Source organism: Kribbella sp. NPDC051587 (assembly GCF_044453945.1).
GTDB lineage: Bacteria > Actinomycetota > Actinomycetes > Propionibacteriales > Kribbellaceae > Kribbella.
This window is the reverse complement of the sequence record NZ_JBITDE010000005.1, coordinates 395,703-413,492: the sequence shown is the minus strand read 5'-3', so window position 1 is coordinate 413,492 and position 17,790 is coordinate 395,703. Positions and strand designations below refer to the sequence as shown.

Annotated in this window: 4 protein-coding genes; 2 read left to right on the top strand and 2 right to left on the bottom strand. The window is 67.6% G+C overall.

Translation table 11 applies throughout. The features are described from left to right. Positions 1 to 378: 378 nt before the first annotated feature. Both ACIA49_RS21200 and ACIA49_RS21195 read right to left on the bottom strand, forming a co-directional pair. Complete coding sequence (locus ACIA49_RS21200) at positions 379 to 687, bottom strand: hypothetical protein (RefSeq protein ID WP_132409322.1); 309 nt, start codon at positions 685 to 687, stop codon at positions 379 to 381. Between the two features lie 33 nt (positions 688 to 720). Then, the gene (locus ACIA49_RS21195; RefSeq protein ID WP_396378904.1) at positions 721 to 1,620 is read right to left on the bottom strand and encodes a hypothetical protein; all 900 of its coding nucleotides are present in this window, start codon (positions 1,618 to 1,620) and stop codon (positions 721 to 723) included. Positions 1,621 to 1,769: 149 nt separating this feature from the next. On the opposite strand from ACIA49_RS21195, the gene ACIA49_RS21190 reads away from it, so the two are divergent. Together ACIA49_RS21190 and ACIA49_RS21185 are read left to right on the top strand one after the other, a co-directional pair. Further along, on the top strand, positions 1,770 to 15,245 hold the full coding sequence (locus ACIA49_RS21190; RefSeq protein ID WP_396378903.1) for a hypothetical protein: 13,476 nt from the start codon (positions 1,770 to 1,772) through the stop codon (positions 15,243 to 15,245). Beyond that, on the top strand, positions 15,242 to 17,761 hold the full coding sequence (locus tag ACIA49_RS21185; protein WP_396378902.1) for a right-handed parallel beta-helix repeat-containing protein: 2,520 nt from the start codon (positions 15,242 to 15,244) through the stop codon (positions 17,759 to 17,761). The genes ACIA49_RS21190 and ACIA49_RS21185 overlap by 4 nt, the downstream gene beginning before the upstream one ends. Positions 17,762 to 17,790: the final 29 nt, after the last annotated feature.

Here is a 17,790-nt window from a genome sequence, read left to right as displayed (position 1 = left end):
TATGCGGGGGTTGCTTGTTGGGTTGGGGAGGGTTTTGTGCCGGTGTGGGCTGATGTGCTCCCCACTCCACTCGAACTGCGGCAGCGACCACGGCGGCGGGCCACCTGACCCGACCTCGGCGCCACTGCGGCAACCACAGCCCAGAACCTCAAACAACCGGTACGTCGATCGCCGGGCCTCGCCATCCCCCTCAGCCCAAGACCGCCCCAGCCACCCTCCCACTGTCAATCGGCCGCAGCGGCGCTCGACCACGGCGGACGGATCCCGGCCGCATCGGAGCGACGCAGTACCGAAGAGGCAGTACCGAGGAGGCAGTAAGCCGAGCAACAGCGAAGGGGCTCCAGACAGTTGCCTGGAGCCCCTTTCGTCGAGCTGGGGTTACTTGGCCTGGTTGAGGGAGTTGCTGATGCCCTGGTCGAAGTCTTCGGCGTTCTTCTTGATGCTGTTGAACATCTCGCGGAAGTCCTCGATGCCCTTGACCGCGGCCTTCAGGCTGGTGTCGAAGTTGTTGTAGGTGTTGCGGATGACCTCGCTGGACTGCTTGAACACCATGCCGTCGTCGACGAGCGTGTTGACCCGGGTCCGCAGGTTCTCCACCAGCGGGACGATCTGGTCGTGGGCGTTCTTCATCAGGTTGGTGACATCGACGATCTTGCCGTAGTCGAGGTTGATGCCGTCGTACGCCATTGCTGGTGGTCCTTTCGGGGGTGGGCGAAACTCTTAAACGCCGATGGGATACGGGTAGTAGTCGGTGTCGTCCTCGGGCTTCGGGACCTCGACCCAGTCGGCCGACGTACCGTCCTCGTTGTCGGCGCCGCGGGTGTAGTCGGTGACGGTGCCGTCGGAGTCGGTGACCTTCTTGGTGCCGCTGCCGTCACCCTTGAGATCGGTCACGGTGACGTCCTTCTTGCCGTCGGCGTCCGTGCTGGTGGACGTCGAGGTGCTGCTGTGGTCGTCGTTGATCTTGGTCTCGTCGTGGACCTTGCTGCCGTCGGGGTAGTCGCTGTCGGTGATCATCGTGTGCTTGTCGTCGCTGTACGTCGTCACCGAGTGGTACGTCTTCCCGTCGTACGTGACCGTGGTCTCTTCCTTGGTCACGTTGCCTTGGTCGTCGACGGTCAGGTGGGTCTGGATGTTGCCGCGGTCCGTGGTGATCGTCTGGTCCAGCGGCGGGTGGTCGCCCGGGTTGGTGGCGCTGCAGAAGTCCGGCGCCTTGGTCCCGGCCGGGAGGTTCTCGCACTCGCTCTTGTGGGCCTGGTAGTAGTCCCACTGCGACTTGTCGCGGTAGTAGTTCGACAGCGCCAGGTTGCTGTTGGTGACGTTCATGCCCTGGGCGATCTCGGCGTCGAACTGGAGGAACGCCTCGCCGACCGAGCCGAACGAACCGGCCAGCTTCTTCAGGCCGTCCTCGGCCTTGGTCATCGTGCCCTGGGCGTTGGTGTGCAGCTCGGTGATCGCCGAGTCGATCTCGCTGCTGCCGAGGATGCTCGAACTGTCCTGCCCGGCCAGCGTGCTGAACAGGCTGTCGTTCAACGTCGGCTTGATGTTGCCCGCCAGATCCTCGAGATCCTTCTTGGCGTCGTTGAGCAGGTTGTAGTTCATCTTGAGTTTGTCCGGCACAACCCCTCCTGACCTCTCGCTCCGCCGCACACGTTCGTAGTGACCACGCCGGAACGGGCGTCCAGGTTCATTTCGATTCAGAATGAACTTCCGGCCCGGCTCGTCCGTGGTCAGTACGGCGGGAAGACCGACTCGTGAGGAGGGGATGAATGCCACGGCCGGGCGACTGGGATGCGATCGGGCTGGGCGGGGACCCCACTCCCGGGGAGCCGGAGACCATCGGTCAGCTGGCCGAGGTGCTGCAGAAGGTCGGCGGCAAGGCCCGCGAGATCATGACCGCGGTCGACACGGTGATGAACAAGAACGACGACAGCGTCTTCGTCGGTGCCACCGCGGACGCCCTGCGCGGCAAGGTCGACGGCCGGCTGCGCGGCCATGTCGAGGACGTGGCGAACGCCTTCGAGACCGCGGCGACCGCTCTGCGCGAGTGGCGGACGGCGGTCGAGGGCTATCAGCGTACGGCGGACGCCGCGCTGGCCGCCGGTCGCGGCCTGGCCGAGGACGACCCGGAGCGGGACCGGCAGAAGGGTGTCGCCGAGCAGGCCGGACGGGACCAGTCCAGCGCCGCCGGCGGATACGCGGGCCGGATCAACGGCGTCTCCGACATCCAGTTGCCGATCTCGGAGTGCGAGGCGTTCTGGGAAGCCTTCAAGTGGCTCGCGATCATCCTGATCATCCCGGCGCTGATCTTCGGCGGCCCGATCGCGCTGATCGCGCTCGGCGTGAACCTGGCGCTGTTCATCAAGACGATCGTCGACGTCGCCAAGGGTGACGCCAGCTTCCTCGACCTGTTCCTGGCCGGGCTGGGCCTGATCGCGCCGACCACCAAGGCGCTGCCGATCTTCAGCATCATCAAGGGGGTCGCCAGCGGGATCAGCGCCGGTGTGAAGGGGATCGCGAACACCTTCCGGAACATCTTCAGCAAGGACTTCCTGATGTCGGGCCTGACCGGCCTGCGCGGGCTGGGCAGCCTGGTCAACCTCTCGATCCGCGAGACCGGCCTGTTCGTGGTCAAGAACCTGCGCAACTTCCCGGTCAACGCCGCGAACTTCGTGAACAACTTCGGCACCATCTCACTCGGTGCCTTCAGCAAGCTCCAGCTGACGTTCTCGGCCGGCCTGTCCGCGGTCGGCAAGGGGATCGGTGCCATCGGCAAGGGCATCGGCACGGTCTTCACCGGGACCGGGAAGTTCATCTCGGCGCACTTCGGCAACCTGCAGTGGACCCGGATCTTCCTGCCGGTCGCGGCCGACGACATCCGCGCCTTCCAGGCCCTCGGGCTGAGCAACTTCAAGTCCTTCACGTCGGCGCTCAAGGTCGGCGTGATCGGCCGTGGCGTGTTCGGCCAGAACGTCTTCGGGATGCCCACGATGGCGGCGATCGGGCGCGGCATCAGCGCGGCCCCGATCCACACCGGCAATCTGTCGTTCGTCGACAACCTGAAGAACTTCTTCCACCAGGCGATGGAACCGCCGAAGCTGGTTCCCGCCGTCCACATCAACAACTTCGGTCTGGCCACCGACTCCGGCTTCGGCGCCGGCAAGGCGTTCACCGCGATCGACGAGATCCACCTCGCGCCGATGGCGCCGCTGCCGCCGACCAACGTCGGGGTCAGCGCGGTGAACCCGCCGACGGTGACGACGTCGAGCGGTCTGCACATCCCGGTCACCGCGAACGTCGGCAACGTGTCCACCAGCGTCCCGTCCATGCACGTCGGTACGCCGGCGATGGGCAACGTCGGCAACGTCTCCACGAACATCCCCGCCATGCACGCCGGTACGCCGTCCTTCGGCAATGTCGGCAACGTGTCGACGAACATCCCGGCGATGCATGCCGGTACGCCGTCGGTGAACGTGGCGAACGTCTCGACCAATATCTCGAGCCTGCACACCACCTCGCCCACGGTGAACGGTGTGAACGGGATCGAGGGGCTCGTCCAGGGCATGCCGAACGCGAACCACGTCGCGCTCCCGGCGCTCCCGTCGAACGGACTGGTGCACGGCACCCAGGGCGCCGGCACCGGGAACTTCGCGCACCTCACCGGGAACACGAACGTCGTCCAGCCGAACGTGAATGTCAGCTCGCTGCACGTCTCCAACCCGCAGTCGAGCGCCATCGGCGACCTGGTCAACTCCGGGATCCGGAACAACGCGCCGACCGTCTCGCCGAACTTCGCCACGGCGATCGGCGACGGGGCGGGACACGGCTTCCAGGCCCAGCACTTCACCAGTTCGATCGACGAGATCCTGCACTCGGCGGGCGCGACGAACGGCCACCTGGCCTCGGTCACCCCGCCCGCCGTCGACCGCATCAACAGCGCCCTCAACCTCCTGCACGGCGGCCCGTCCGACCTCAAGGTCGGTGCCCCCACCGGCCCGGTCAAGGTCGAGAACCCCGGCCTCGCAGGCACCCAGAACCTCGCCTCCCCACCCGCCACCGCCCACGTCCAGCCCGTCAATCTGCCCCGCACCGAGGTCCCCATCCAGACCTCTCTGATACCGAACGCCCACATCGGTACGCCGGGAGTAGGCAACACGCCTCACGTCAGCACCCCTGGAGTCGGCAACACCCCGGGTGTGGTCGGCACTCCTGGAGTCGGCGGCACAGCCCACGTCGGCACCCCGGGAGTGGGCAACACACCGGGTGCCGTTGGCACTCCGGGAGTGGGCGGCACGGCTCATGTCGGTACGCCGGAGCTTGGCGCGACCGCTCACGTCGGTACGCCGAGCGTCGGCAGCCCTCACGTCGGTACGCCGGGAGTCGGCGGGCCGGGGCACATCACCACCCCGGCACTGGGCGGGCCGGGCCAGCTCGTGACTCCGGGAGGACCCGGTCACATTGGTGCACCGGGTGTGGGCAGCACGCCGGGCAACGTCGGTACGCCGGGCAGTGGCGGGCACTCGTTCTCGCCGGGCAAGTCGGAAATCCCGCTGAGCGGTCTGCCTGATCACCCGGGCGCGGTGATCAAGGTGGAGCGGTTCGAAGGCGGGATGACGCAGTTCAACCTGCACGGTGGTGGGCCGAACGGTCGGCTCGACGTCCTCAGCGGCGGTCACGTGCGGTTCACCGACACCTCCACCGGCGCCACGACTCGCTTCGGCAGCGACGGCATCGTCATCGACCAGGGCATCCGGCTGACCAAGACCGACGGCGTACTGCGGCCGACCGACCAGATCGTGGTCAAGGGCTCCGACGGCACCTTCCACGTCACCGGTCTGGACGGCAAGCTCGTTCCGGACGGGTTGAAGGTGCGCGGGCTCGACACCGGCGGCGTACAGATCCTCGGCAAGGACGGCGCGTCCTGGAACTACAGCGCCACCGGCAAGCTCGAGGGCCAGAACATCACCGCGCACTGGCAGAACGACCTGGCCGCCAAGGCGGGCGTCTTCCACAAGGCCGGTGACACCGACCTCGCGGTCAAGGGCAAGATGCAGGACTTCGGGTCGGTGCAGAACGCCCAGAAGAACCTCGACATCGCGCACGAGAACGTCGAGGTCCACGGCACCCGCGGCGACGGACCGTCCACCGGGCCATCGGTCGGCGAGCAGGTGCACATCGACCTGCACGGCGCGCAGCGCGACTTCGACAACGCCAAGGCGGCGTTCGAGAACAAGCACAACCTCAGCGTCGACGGGCTCAAGCAGCAGCTCGATGACATCACCACCCAGTCGCTGAACGAGCGCCCCCGGCTGCTCGGTGGCGGCCGCACCCAGACCTTCGACGTACCGGGTAACGCAGGCATCAAGTTCGATGTTGCCGACGGCAAGCGAATCACCTTGCACGGTGACCGCGCCGACGACTTCACCTCGGCGGTCAACGGCACGACGCTGAAGATCAGCAAGGAGTCGACCGGCCAGAGCTGGACCTACAACCTCGGCTTCGGCAACCGCGCCAACCAGGTCGGCGAGTCCTTCCCGCTGCACGGCGGCCTGTTCGACGGCAAGCCGGTCGCGCTCGAGGGCAAGCTCGGTCAGTTCGACCGCGGTGCGATGACCTTCGACAGCAAGTCGTTCCCGGTCAAGGTCACCGACGACACGATCACGGTCGGGTCGCCGCAGGGCCCGATGAACTACGACCGCAGCGGCGCCTTCACCGGCCCGGGCGAGAACGCTGCCGGGCACCTGCCCAAGCCGGCCCCGCCGCCGCACCTGCTCGACGACCCAGCCGCACTGGCCCGCTGGAACGCGCAGGTGGACCTGTCCCGCACGCACCTGACGCTGGCTGCCTCGGACTCGAAGCTCTCGGGCCTGATGAAGGACGTCACCGGCGGATCGTTCACCTCCAAGCGCGGGTACGGCGGTTACGTCAACCCGACCGCGCTCGGCGACGGCACCCTGGTCACGAAGGTCAGGACCTTCGACACGATCACCCAGGACCTGCTGCACAAGGGTCCGGCCGACAACATCACCGTCTACCGCGGGGTCTCGATGGACCCGGAGGCGGCGCTCGCGCACAGTTTCGACGAGCGACTGCCGATCTCCACCTCGACCTCGATGAAGTTCCAGGACGAGTGGGCCAAGAACGGCGTGCCGTCGAACCGCGTCGTGTTCGAGATCGACGTACCGGCGAACCACGGCAAGCTCGCGATGTCGTACCCGGACCATTACACGCCGGGCGGCGGCGAGGCCCGGGCGTGGAACCAGGACCAGTCCGAGTTCACGCTGGCGCCGACGACACTGGTGCGGACCGGTGCGCCGGACCGCTTCGTGGGCGAGATGCGGATCATCTCGGTCAAGGCCGAGCAGATCCCGACGTCGAAGCTCGAGTCGCTGATCACCGAGCAGTGGAAGGGCCTGGACTCGGCGACGGCGTTCGACGACTTCGCGAAGTCCTTCAGCCAGCCGAACCTGCGGAACTTCGAGGGGCTCGACGACGCGATCACGCGGACGACGACGAGCACCGACAACATGATGCACACGATCCACGTGCAGCGGCCGGGCTTCAAAGACGAGCTCACCATCACGGTGATGCGCAACGAGCAGGCCGACTCGGTCCGCGTCACGATGGTCACCGACGGCAAGACGGTCTTCAACCAGACCTGGTCCAAGACCGACTTCCGCAACCTGGCCACGGACCTGCGCGGCAACGTGCTCTACAACAACGAGCAGTTCGCCAACCTGGCCAAGCCCGCCGAGTGGAACGTCACGCGCGCCAGCGGCTCGCAGATCTCCGACGCCTGGGACGCCGACAGCCTGGCCCGGACGAATGTGTTCCGCCAGCCGGGCGATGCGGACGCTCTCGTCCTTCAGAAGGCCAACGACTTCACGGCCGTCCAGAAGGCGCAGAACAACCTCGGCAAGGCCCTGGACAACTTCACCATCAACGGCAACCGCATCGAGGGCCCGTCGTCGGGTGCCTCGCTCGGCGACCTGGCCCGCGTCGACCTGCGGAACGCGATGGGCGAGTTCACCACGGCCAAGCAGCTCTTCGAGGCGAAGTACCCCGGCATGAACGTCGAGGGGATCCAGCAGCACCTCGACAACCTGCTGGCCGACTCGCTGCGGGACCGCCCGCGTCTGGTCGCCGGCGGTTCGCAGCCGCGGCCGGTCGAGATCGCGGGCAGTGGCACGTTCTTCAAGGTCGACGACGGCGTCGTCAACTTCACCGGCCTGAACGCCAACGCGTTCACCGGTTCGTTCGAGGGCCGGATCCTGAAGGTCACCGAGACCTCCTTCGACGGCACCGTGACCCGCCAGCTCGAGTTCTCGATCAACCAGCGCACACAGATGCCGATCCTGAACCGGGACGAGCTCACACTCACCGGCGGACCGTTCGCGGGCAAGCGCCTCGGCGCCGAGATCGAGGTCGGCCTGCCCGGCCAGTCACACCTGTACGACGATGCCGGGGGCAACGTCCCGGTCCAGTACCTGTCGGGTGAGTTCCATGTCCCGTCGTCGGCCGGACCGGCGAAGTACACCCGCGACGGCCAGTTCGTGGAGATCGGCGCGACCCGGACCGACCACCTGCCGCCGGTCAACCCGCCGGAGGGTCTGATCGGCGACGACCTGGCCCGCTGGACGGCCCAGGCCGAGATCTCCCGCACGCACCTGACCGCGGCCCGCGACCTCGACGACGTCGGCAACATGATGCAGTCGATCAGCGAAGGCGCCTTCACCTCCAAGCGCGGGTACGGCGGGTACGTCGACTCGGCGTTCCACAACGGGACCCTCGAGGAAGAGGTGCTGCAGTTCAACACCGTTGCCCACTCACTGCTGGTCGACGGCAAGATCGGCAGGACGACGGTGTACCGCGGTGTCGCGATGGACAAGGCCGCGATGCAGGCGGACACGTTCATCGAGCGGCTGCCGGTCTCGACGTCGAGCGAGTGGAAGTTCCAGCCGCAGTGGGCCAAGGACACCGACCTGACCAAGCGGGCCGTGTTCAAGATCGACGTACCGGAGACGCACGGCAAGCTCGCGATGGCGTATCCGGACGACTACGCCCGCGGGGTCGGCGAGGCCGCGCCGAAGAACCAGGGCCAGTTCGAGGTGACGCTGTCGCCGACGATCCTGGAGCGGACCAGCGAGCCGATCTTCGAGCGCGACGGGCTGACCGTCATCCCGGTGCGCGCGAAGCAGATGAACGAGGAGCAGATCAGCCACTACCTCACAGAGCGGTGGAGTGGGCTGGACTCGGGTGAGGCGTTCGACGACTTCGCGAAGGCGTTCGACCAGGCGTCGGTGCAGAAGTTCCCCGGGATGGACGGCGTCACGGCGACCACGAAGACCACCGACAACCTGGTCCACGAGATCACCATCAGCAAGGCCGGGTTCGAGGGCAACGACCTGAAGATCGTCGTCACCCGCGATATCGACGCCGACTCGGTCCGGGTAACCGCGACCGCCGACGGCAAGTCGTCGTTCAACCACAGCTGGAGCCGCGAGGAGTTCGCGAACATCGCGACCGACCTCAAGGCCGGGACGCTGCACGACAACGACCTGTTCGTCTCGATCTCGAAGCCGGGCGCGTGGAGCGGCAAGGGCAAGGGTGCGGAGACCTTCCATCCGCAGTGGGACGCCGACCTGGCCGCGAAGACGAACGTCTTCAAGCGGGCCGGCGACACCGATGCGATGGTCGACGTGCGGATGGAGGACTTCTCCCGGATCCGGCAGTCGCAATACAACCTGAACGAGGCCGATCTCAACGTCAACCTGCACGGTGCGCGCGGCGACGGGCATTCGGCCGACGTCTCCGTCGGCCAGCAGGTCCGGATGGATCTGGACTCCGCCCGGGCCGACTTCGACAGCGGCCGGGCGGCGTTCAAACGCAAGCACGACATGGACTTCGACGACCTCCAGACCGACCTGCAGGGCGCCGTCAAGCGGCCGCGGGGTGAGGGCGCCGGCAAGTTCTTCGACGTACCGGGCGGGAACGTCTCGTTCCAGGTCGAGAACGGTGTGGTCAGCTTCTCGGGTACCCAGGCCGGCGCCTTCCACGGGGCGGTGAACGGCCGCGAGGTCGTGGTCACCCGGGTCGGCGAGGGCGGCGCTCAGCTCGCCGGGGACACCTGGACGTTCCGGCTGGGCTTCGGCGGACGACCGAACCTGATCGGCCGCACCATGACGCTGACCGACGGTCCGCTGGCCGGCGAGGTCATCAACCTGCGCGGTATGGCGGGTCAGTTGGACGGTTCGCTCGACGGCGCTGGGATCTGGCCGCGGAAGCTGTCCGGTGACGACCTGTTCGTCGCAACGCCCGGCGGTCCCTTGCACTACACGCGGGACGGCGACTTCATCGGTCCGGTGCAGACGGCCACCCGCAACCTCGGCCCGGCGACCCCGCCACCGCACCTGGTCAACGATCCGGACGGACTGGCGCGCTGGACCGCGCAGGTCGACTCGTCGCGGACCCACCTCACGGCGGCGATCGACGACAAGGCCGTCGAGAACATGATGAAGGACGTGATGGGCGGCGCCTTCACGTCCAAGCGTGGCTACGAAGGCTTCGTGAAGCCCTCCGCGCTGAACGAGGGCACGCTGGCCGCCAAGGTCAACGACTTCAACAACGTCACCCGGGACCTGCTGTTCAAGGGTCCGGACGGACAGATGACCTTGTACCGCGGGGTGTCGATGGACCCGGAGGCCGCGCAGGCCGGCCAGTTCGTCGACCGGCTGCCGAGCTCCACCTCGAACCACCTCGGGTTCCAGGAGGAGTGGGCCAAGAACGGTGCCGCGAGCAACCGGTTCGTCTTCGAGATCGACGTACCGGCGGGTCACGGCAAGCTGTCGCTGGCCTACCCGAAGGGTTACGAGCCCGGCGAGGGCGCGGCCAAGGCGTGGAACCCCAGCCAGTGGGAGGTCACGCTCGCGCCGACCACGCTGACCCGGACCGGGCCGGACCGGATCCAGGACGGGATGCGGATCATCCCGGTGAAGGCCGAGCAGATCCCGCCGGGCAAGATCGCGGACCTGCTGACCGAGAAGTGGCCCGGCATGAAGCTGGACACGGCGTACGACGACTTCGTCCGCTCGTTCGACCAGGGGTCGGTCAACCGCTGGGAGGGCTTCGAGGACGTCACGGTGACGACCACGAAGAGTGCCGACGGCAACATCACCACGCACACCCTGAACAAGCCCGGGTACGGCGACAAGCTCGACGTACAGATCAGCAAGGACGTCGATGCCGGCACGGTGTCGGTCAAGATCGACGGTGGCGAGACCGCGTTCAGCAAGGGCCCCTGGAAGGGCACCGACCTGATCGACCTGGCCGCGCAGCTGCGTGGAAACGTCTTGCACGACAGCGATCTGTTCATGCGGTTGCCGCAGCCGGGCGCCTGGGCGCAGGACCCGGTCACCGTCAACATGCTGCAGATGCCGCAGATCCAGCAGCACCAGCTCGGTGGTGTCTTCGGCGGCCGCCAGGTCATCCGCCCGCACGGCGGCCAGGCCCACGTCACCGGTCCGAACGCGAACCAGTTCGTCGTCCACGACTTCGGTGCCAACGGCTTCCGCGTGGTCGGTCCGAACGGCCAGACCGGACGGTACGGCGCGAACGGCGTCCACGTCGCGGATGGCGTCGTACTGCAGGATGCACGGGGTGTGCGCTTCACCGAGGGTGCACAGGTCGTCGACATGCACGGCGTACCGATCCCGAACACGCACCTGGACAACCTGGCCGGTGGCGAGTTCCGTGTTGTCGAGGGCAACAACGCACAGCGCTTCGGTGCCGACGGCACCCATCTCGGCGACGGCCTGCGGTTGCAGGACCCGAACGGCTTGCGCTTCACGGAGAATCTCACCGGCGGCGCCCGGCTCGTCGACCAGCAGGGCGTGCCGGTCCCGAACGCCGCGATCCAGCAGTTGAACAACAACGGCGTCCTGGTGATCGAGAGCCGGACCGCGCGCGGCTTCGACGCGAACGGCTTCCACGTCGAGAACCGGATCCAGCTCCAGGGCCAGTTCGGTGACAGCTGGGTCGTCCGGCCGACGGCAGGGCGCCCGCACGTCGCCGGCGCGGACACCGCACTCTTCAACGTCTTGGACACCAATGGCGGCGGCTTCCGCATCATCGGACCGCAGGCCGAGACCCACCTGTACGACGCGGCCGGCGCCCACCTCGGTGGTGGTCGGTCGCTGGCCGACACCGTCTACCCGCGCGGCCAGCTGTTCACGGCCTCCGACGGGGCCGGTGGACTCCGCGTGGTCGACATGCACGGCGTACCGGTCGGGCAGCACCGCGTGGTGGGCCTGCCCAACGGGCACTTCCAGGTCTTCGACGACTCGACCGCGACCACCCGGTGGTTCGGCAACGACGGTGTCGGTCGCGCGCACGGGATCCGGGTCCAGGACCCGGCACATGCGGGCAACACGTTCCTGTACCGGACGCCCGATGGCGGGGCTCGCTTCGTCGACGATGCGGCGGCCGCGCGGCCGGGCACGGTGCACCTGGCGCAGGACGGCACCAACACCTTCCACATCGTCGACGCGAACGGTGTCAGCCGACACTTCGACGGCGCCGGGGGATATCTCGAGCGGCACGTGCCGGTCCTGGATCAGACGACCGGCGTCCAGCGGACCGTCGTCCACGACGTCAACAACACGCTCACCCTGCATGGCCCGAACGGCGACTCTGCGACCGTTCATGGCATCCAAGGCGGCTACCGAGTCGTCGACAACGGACGGTTCGATCAGTTCGACGCCAATGGCGCCTTCAACAGCTTCGGCCGCCAGATCCAGCTTCCCGGCGAGAACGGTTGGCTGCATGTCAACGGCGGGAATTCGCAGTGGCTCGACAACGGGTTCCAGCCGGTGGTCGGTCGCAACGTCACGATCCACGGCACCGAGATCCACGTCGCGCGGACGAACGGGCATGACGTCTTCGACATGCAGGGCGCTCTCGTCCGGGAGGTGACCGACCTGCCGGGGCACAACGCGGCGCTGGGCGGCGGCCGCATCACCCGCGACAACAATGGCGTGGTCACGTGGGCCGACAACGCCGGCGTACAGATGCCGATCCCGCACCGGGCGACCATCGACAACACCGGCAGCATCCGGATCGAGATCACCATGCCGGGCCGGCCGCGCAACGGAGAGTTCCACCAGTTCAACCGGTCCGGTGAGATCACCGAGCAGGGCTTCCGGGTCGTCCGCGACAACCAGGCCACCCAGTTCAAGTACGTCGTGAACCGGACCGACAACACCTGGCAGCGGGTCGCCGACGACGGCACGCCCGGCAACCTCGGCTTCCACCAGGGCAAGGTGGACATCGTCGGCCTGGACAACGGCCGGATCCGCCTGCAGAGCTCGACCGCCAAGGAGGTCGAGGTCTTCGAACGCCGCTGGCTGCCGGGCGACGAGATCCTGGACAGCTTCCGCAAGACCGACACGCTCGGGTTCGGCTCGACCAACCGCCGGACGACGTGGACGACGTACGACGGAGCCGGCAACCTGACCAACTGGGGCAAGCGGCATCACGCCACGGCCGGCAACGCCTGGCAGGACATCGACCACAACTGGCATACGGTCCGCAGCTACCAGCAGGGCCTGCAGAAGTACGACAACCCGATCGCCGATCAGCTCGGCCCGCTGGGCAAGGCCGAGAAGGAGATCACCGGGCACGTCATTGCCCTTCGCAACGGTGGCGCCTGGACCTGGCACCGGTACGACGCGCAGTTCCTGCACGTTGCTCAGGGCAACCGAACCTTCGAGACGATCGGCGAGGGCTGGACCGACACCGTCCGGGTGATGGAGGGCAACGCCGAGGTCAGCCGGATCGCGCAGCAGAAGTTCGGCACCTGGCACGGTCCGGACTCAGCCCGCCAGTACAAGGAGTTCAAGCTCGAGCCGGGTGCCACGCATCCGACCCGGGACGGTTCGTTCGAGCTGCTGTCGCCGCAGGTCAAGGCGATCGGCAAGGGTGAGCTGCTGCCTGACGGCACCTTGCTGGCCGCAGTTCGGCAGGGCGACCAGCGGCCGCCGGTCTGGGTCCGGAGGACGCTCCTGGATAACCCGCCGACGGTCGGCAGCGTCGCGCACATCGCCAACGACAACCGCTTCCAGATCTTCCGCTGGAACACCAGCGGCGGCCCGGGCGCGGCCGAGCACGGCATCCGGTACGTTGGTGTCGACGAGGCCTTCGTGGACGTCGACATGGCCGGTGCCTTCGTCCGCTCGAAGGGCAAGCTGCATGACGGCACCGAGCTCAAGGTCGGCGACCACGCGACTGCTCCGACCACGCCGTACCCGCATCCGAACCCGCGGCCGGGCGCACACGCCGACACGCCGTGGACCGCCGGTGACGTCAACGGGTGGCGGGTCCACAACGGCAACGACTGGCAGGACTTCGCCGAGGTCGACGGTCAGGGCTGGCGGATGTTCCGCGAGAGCCAGCCGGGTGGTGTCGTCCGCGAGTACCCGGACCCGATGGACACTCACATCTGGGTCAACCGGGACGCGCACGGCAACGTCGTCGGGATGTCGCACCGGGTCCCCGACCCGGCCAACGTCGGCCAGCACAAGTACGTCGTTGCCACCGGCAACGCGGACTCGTCGAGCTGGCGCTGGCACGAGCTGAACCAGAACGGCGTCCAGGTCGCCGGTCGGGGTGGCGATCGCTTCCACTTCAAGGGTTCGCGCGACGAGAGCATCAGCTACGACAACTCGTTCCGTGATTTCGATGCCGCTGGCAACCTTGTCCGCGACCGCCGGATGCTTGACGAGCGCCGGTTCATCGAGTCGTGGGAGGACGGCGGCCAGTGGGTGGCGCGCGAGTTTGACAAGACCGGTGTCGAGGTCGTCGGGTCGACGCAGCTGAACCGCCAGTGGCGGCAGGCCGATGGGACCTGGGGCAACAACTGGACCGCCGGCACGACCCACTTCCGCGACAGCATTCCGGCGACGCCGACCACTCCGGCGCAGCTGCTGCGGGAGACGCCGACGCACATCGGCGACGGCCGTCCGACCCGCGTCCGCGAGTACACACTGGATGCCAACGGGCACACGGATCGCGGCCAGTGGAAGGAGTTCGACTTCGACAAGGTCGTCCGCGAGCGGGCGGCGTCGGGGAACAACTTCCTGGAGACCGACAAGGTCCATGGTCAGTGGAAGCTGTACGACAACACCGGCCGGGTGATCGGCGAGCGGTCCGACAACGGTCTGGTCTTCGAGTTCCGTGACGGCCAGCTGCGGCTCACCGGTAACGAGTTCGACTTCCGCGGCCAGCTGACTGAGTTCCGTGGCTGGAACACCCGGGTCGGCGATGTCCAGCGGCAGCCGTGGCTGATGCAGTCCGACTGGACGCTGGCCAACAAGACGCTGCTGCCGGATGGGAGCGCCGTACTGCGGGAGGCCAACTACGCGCCGTTCTCGCGGCTGCTCACCCAGAAGCTCGCGATCACGATGACGTTCGACTTCCTGCTCGACTACGCGGCCTCCCTGATGATCGCGGGCATCGTCGCCGAGGCGCAGAACAAGCCGTTCACCGGCAACGACGCGCTGAAGGCCCTGATGAACGCGGCGGTCGGTACGGCGATCAAGGGTGTCGCCGGAGCGGCGCTGACCGACACCAAGATGTTCGGCAGCTTCTTCCGGAACATGAAGCAGAACATGACCAACCTCGACGGCGGCAAGCTGATCACGAACCGGCCGATGAACCACACCTCCACCTGGGGTGCGGAGTGGGCCGCGAACACCGGCGCGGTGAAGTGGCGCGCGGGTGTCTTCGACTACAGCTTCGGCATGATGCTGCTGCCGTTCACCGCGTTCGTGAACGGCGCGATGAACGCCGCGATCTTCGGCGTACCGGGCTCGGACGGCAAGAGCCACAAGGTGTACGGCTGGCAGGCCGTGGCCGAGGGTGGCATCACGGCGGTGGCCAGCCTGGTGTCGGCGAACAGCATCGGGCTGCTCCGGACCGGCATCGGTCAGTACTCGATCGGCCGCTACATCCAGAAGGGTGGCATCGGCGAGATGGTCCTGAACATGCCGCTGCGGCTGTGGGAGAAGGGCATGGGCTCGCTGCTGACGCCCGAGATCCGCGGCCGGATCGATCCGCCGTGGTCGCACATCCCGACGCAGCCGCCGCCTCCGCCGCCGGCCCCGCAGCCTACGATGACTCCGGGCGGTGTCATTCTGCCGCCTGGCGTCACCCCCGTACCTACCGTCCCCGGCCCTCAAGGAACACCGTGACGACTCGCTATGTGGGCCCGAAGGGGCGTGGCAGCTTCCGTCGGATCGGCGACGCCCTGCGGGCCGCCGGGCCTGGTGACGTGATCGTCGTGGCCGGTGGCGAGTACGCCGAACAGCTCCGGCTGGACCGCTCGGTCGCGATCGTGGCCGAGCCGGGAGGCGGCCAGGTGACAGTGACCGGCGTACCGGGTGGTGAGCCGACGGTCGTTGCCGAGGGCCTCGAATGCACCGTGCGCGGGTTGACGATCAAGGCACCGGCCGACGATGGCGCTCCGGCGATCGGGGTGGCCGGTGGTGCCGGGCTGATGATCGAGGACTGCACGATCAGCGGTGGCCGGGTGCATGCCCGAGGCAACGAAAACACCGGGCAGGGTTCCGACCTCGCCGGGTACGGCGTGACCACGTTGATGGTGCGTGGTTCCCGGCTGGAGCAGGGACGGCTGGCCGCGATCCACTTGTCCGGACGGGTTCAGGCCAAGATCGAGGACTCCGTGATCGACACGGTCGACGGGATCGGCGTCGTACTGTCCGGTCCGGCGTTTCTGGATGCGTCGCGGCTGCGGCTGAACCAGACCTCGGGATACGGGTTCCGGTTGCGTGGGACGAGCCGGCTGGTGTCGACCGACGGGACGATCAAGCAGACCGGGATGGCCGGCGTACTGCTGGAGGACGGGTCGACGGCGACGCTGAACGACATCCGCATCGACAAGGCTGGTGGGCCTGGTGTGCATGCGACCGGGTCGGCGCGCAGCGAGCTGACCGACTGCCGGGTTCGCGATGCGCGGGCCAGCGGGCTGGTCGCTCAGGACAGTGCCGAGCTGATCGCGTCGGACTGTGCGATCACCGATGCGGGCGCAAACGGCTTGCTGGTCTCGGATTCCGCGACGGCGACGGTGACCGCGACCAGGTTCGACCGACCGGCGTACAGCGCAGTGCACTTGACCGGTACGGCGAACGTGAAGCTGACCGACTGTCAGGTCCGCGAAGGCGTTGAGCACGGCATCCACGTGACCGCGTCGGCGCGGGTCGAACTCATCCGGTGCGGGATCCAGGATGTCGGGCTGACCGGACTGTCGGCCGTGGACGCCGGGTACGCCGATGCTGAGGACTGCCGGATTGTCGGTGGCGGGACGGGCATTCGGCTCGAGTCGACCACAGCCATGAGCGTGCGGACCTCCTCGGTGACCGGGACCGTGGGCACCGGCGTTGAGTTGGCCGGGGCGGGGCTGGCGTCGCTGGATGCGGTGCGCGTCACCGGGACCAAGGCGGCGGGCATCGTGGTCGGCACGGGTGCGGCGGCGACGATCGACGCGAGCACGATCGAGAACTGTGCCGGATCGGGTCTGGTGATCTGGTCGGAGGCGACTCCGACGGTGACCGGGCTGCGAGTGAGCACGGTGGCCAAGAACGGGATCTACGTGGCCGAGAAGGCCGGTGGGACCTACACGGACTGCGATGTGACCGGGACGAAGTACCCGGCTCTGCATCTGGCGAAGACGGCGACTCCGACGTTCAAGCACCTGCGCATCCGGGACTGTTCGGAGGCGATCGGTCAGGAGGACGGCGCCGTACCGGTGTTTGAGGACTGCACCATCGACGGCGTCGCGATGGTGCGCGAGAAGCCTGTCGCGGCCGCGGCGGGGGCAGCGTCGACTCCTGAGGTGCACGTGCCGGGGGCGCTCGACGAGAGCATGCCGCCGGACGACGAGACGCTCGAGGACGTGCTGGCCGAGCTCGAGGAGCAGGTCGGGCTGGACCGGGTGAAGCGTGACGTCCAGTCGATGGTGAAGCTGATGCAGACGGTCCGGATGCGCGAGGAGGCCGGTCTGCCGGCGCCGCCGCTCAGTCGGCACCTCGTCTTCGCCGGCAACCCGGGTACCGGTAAGACGACGGTCGCACGGCTGTACGGGCGGATCCTGAAGGCGCTCGGTCTGCTCCGCAAGGGTCACCTGGTCGAGGTCGACCGGACCGCGCTCGTCGGCGAGTACGTCGGTCATACCGGTCCGAAGACACAGGCCGCGGTCACGCAGGCTCTGGGTGGCGTGCTGTTCATCGACGAGGCCTACTCGCTGGCGCCGGTCGGGATCGGCAACGACTTCGGTGCCGAGGCGATCGCCACACTGGTGAAGCTGATGGAGGACCACCGCAACGACCTGGTCGTGATCGTGGCCGGGTACGTCAACGACATGTCCCGCTTCATCGGCTCGAACCCGGGGCTCTCCTCGCGATTCACGCGGACGCTGCAGTTCGAGGACTACACCGCGGCCGAGCTGGTCGGGATCGTCGAGCATCAGGCGCGCGGTCACCAGTACGAGCTGACGGTCGACGCCCGGACGGCGTTGAGCACCCTGTTCGAGCAGCTGCCGCGCGGCGAGGGCTTCGGTAACGGGCGGTCGGCGCGGCAGATCTTCCAGGCGATGACCGAGCGGCAGGCGCACCGGATGTCGGAGCTCAAGACGCCGACCTCGGCGCAGCTGGTCTCGCTGGAGGTTCCTGATCTCCCGGAGACTTTCTAACATCTGTTCGTGAGTAGTTCACGGAAGTT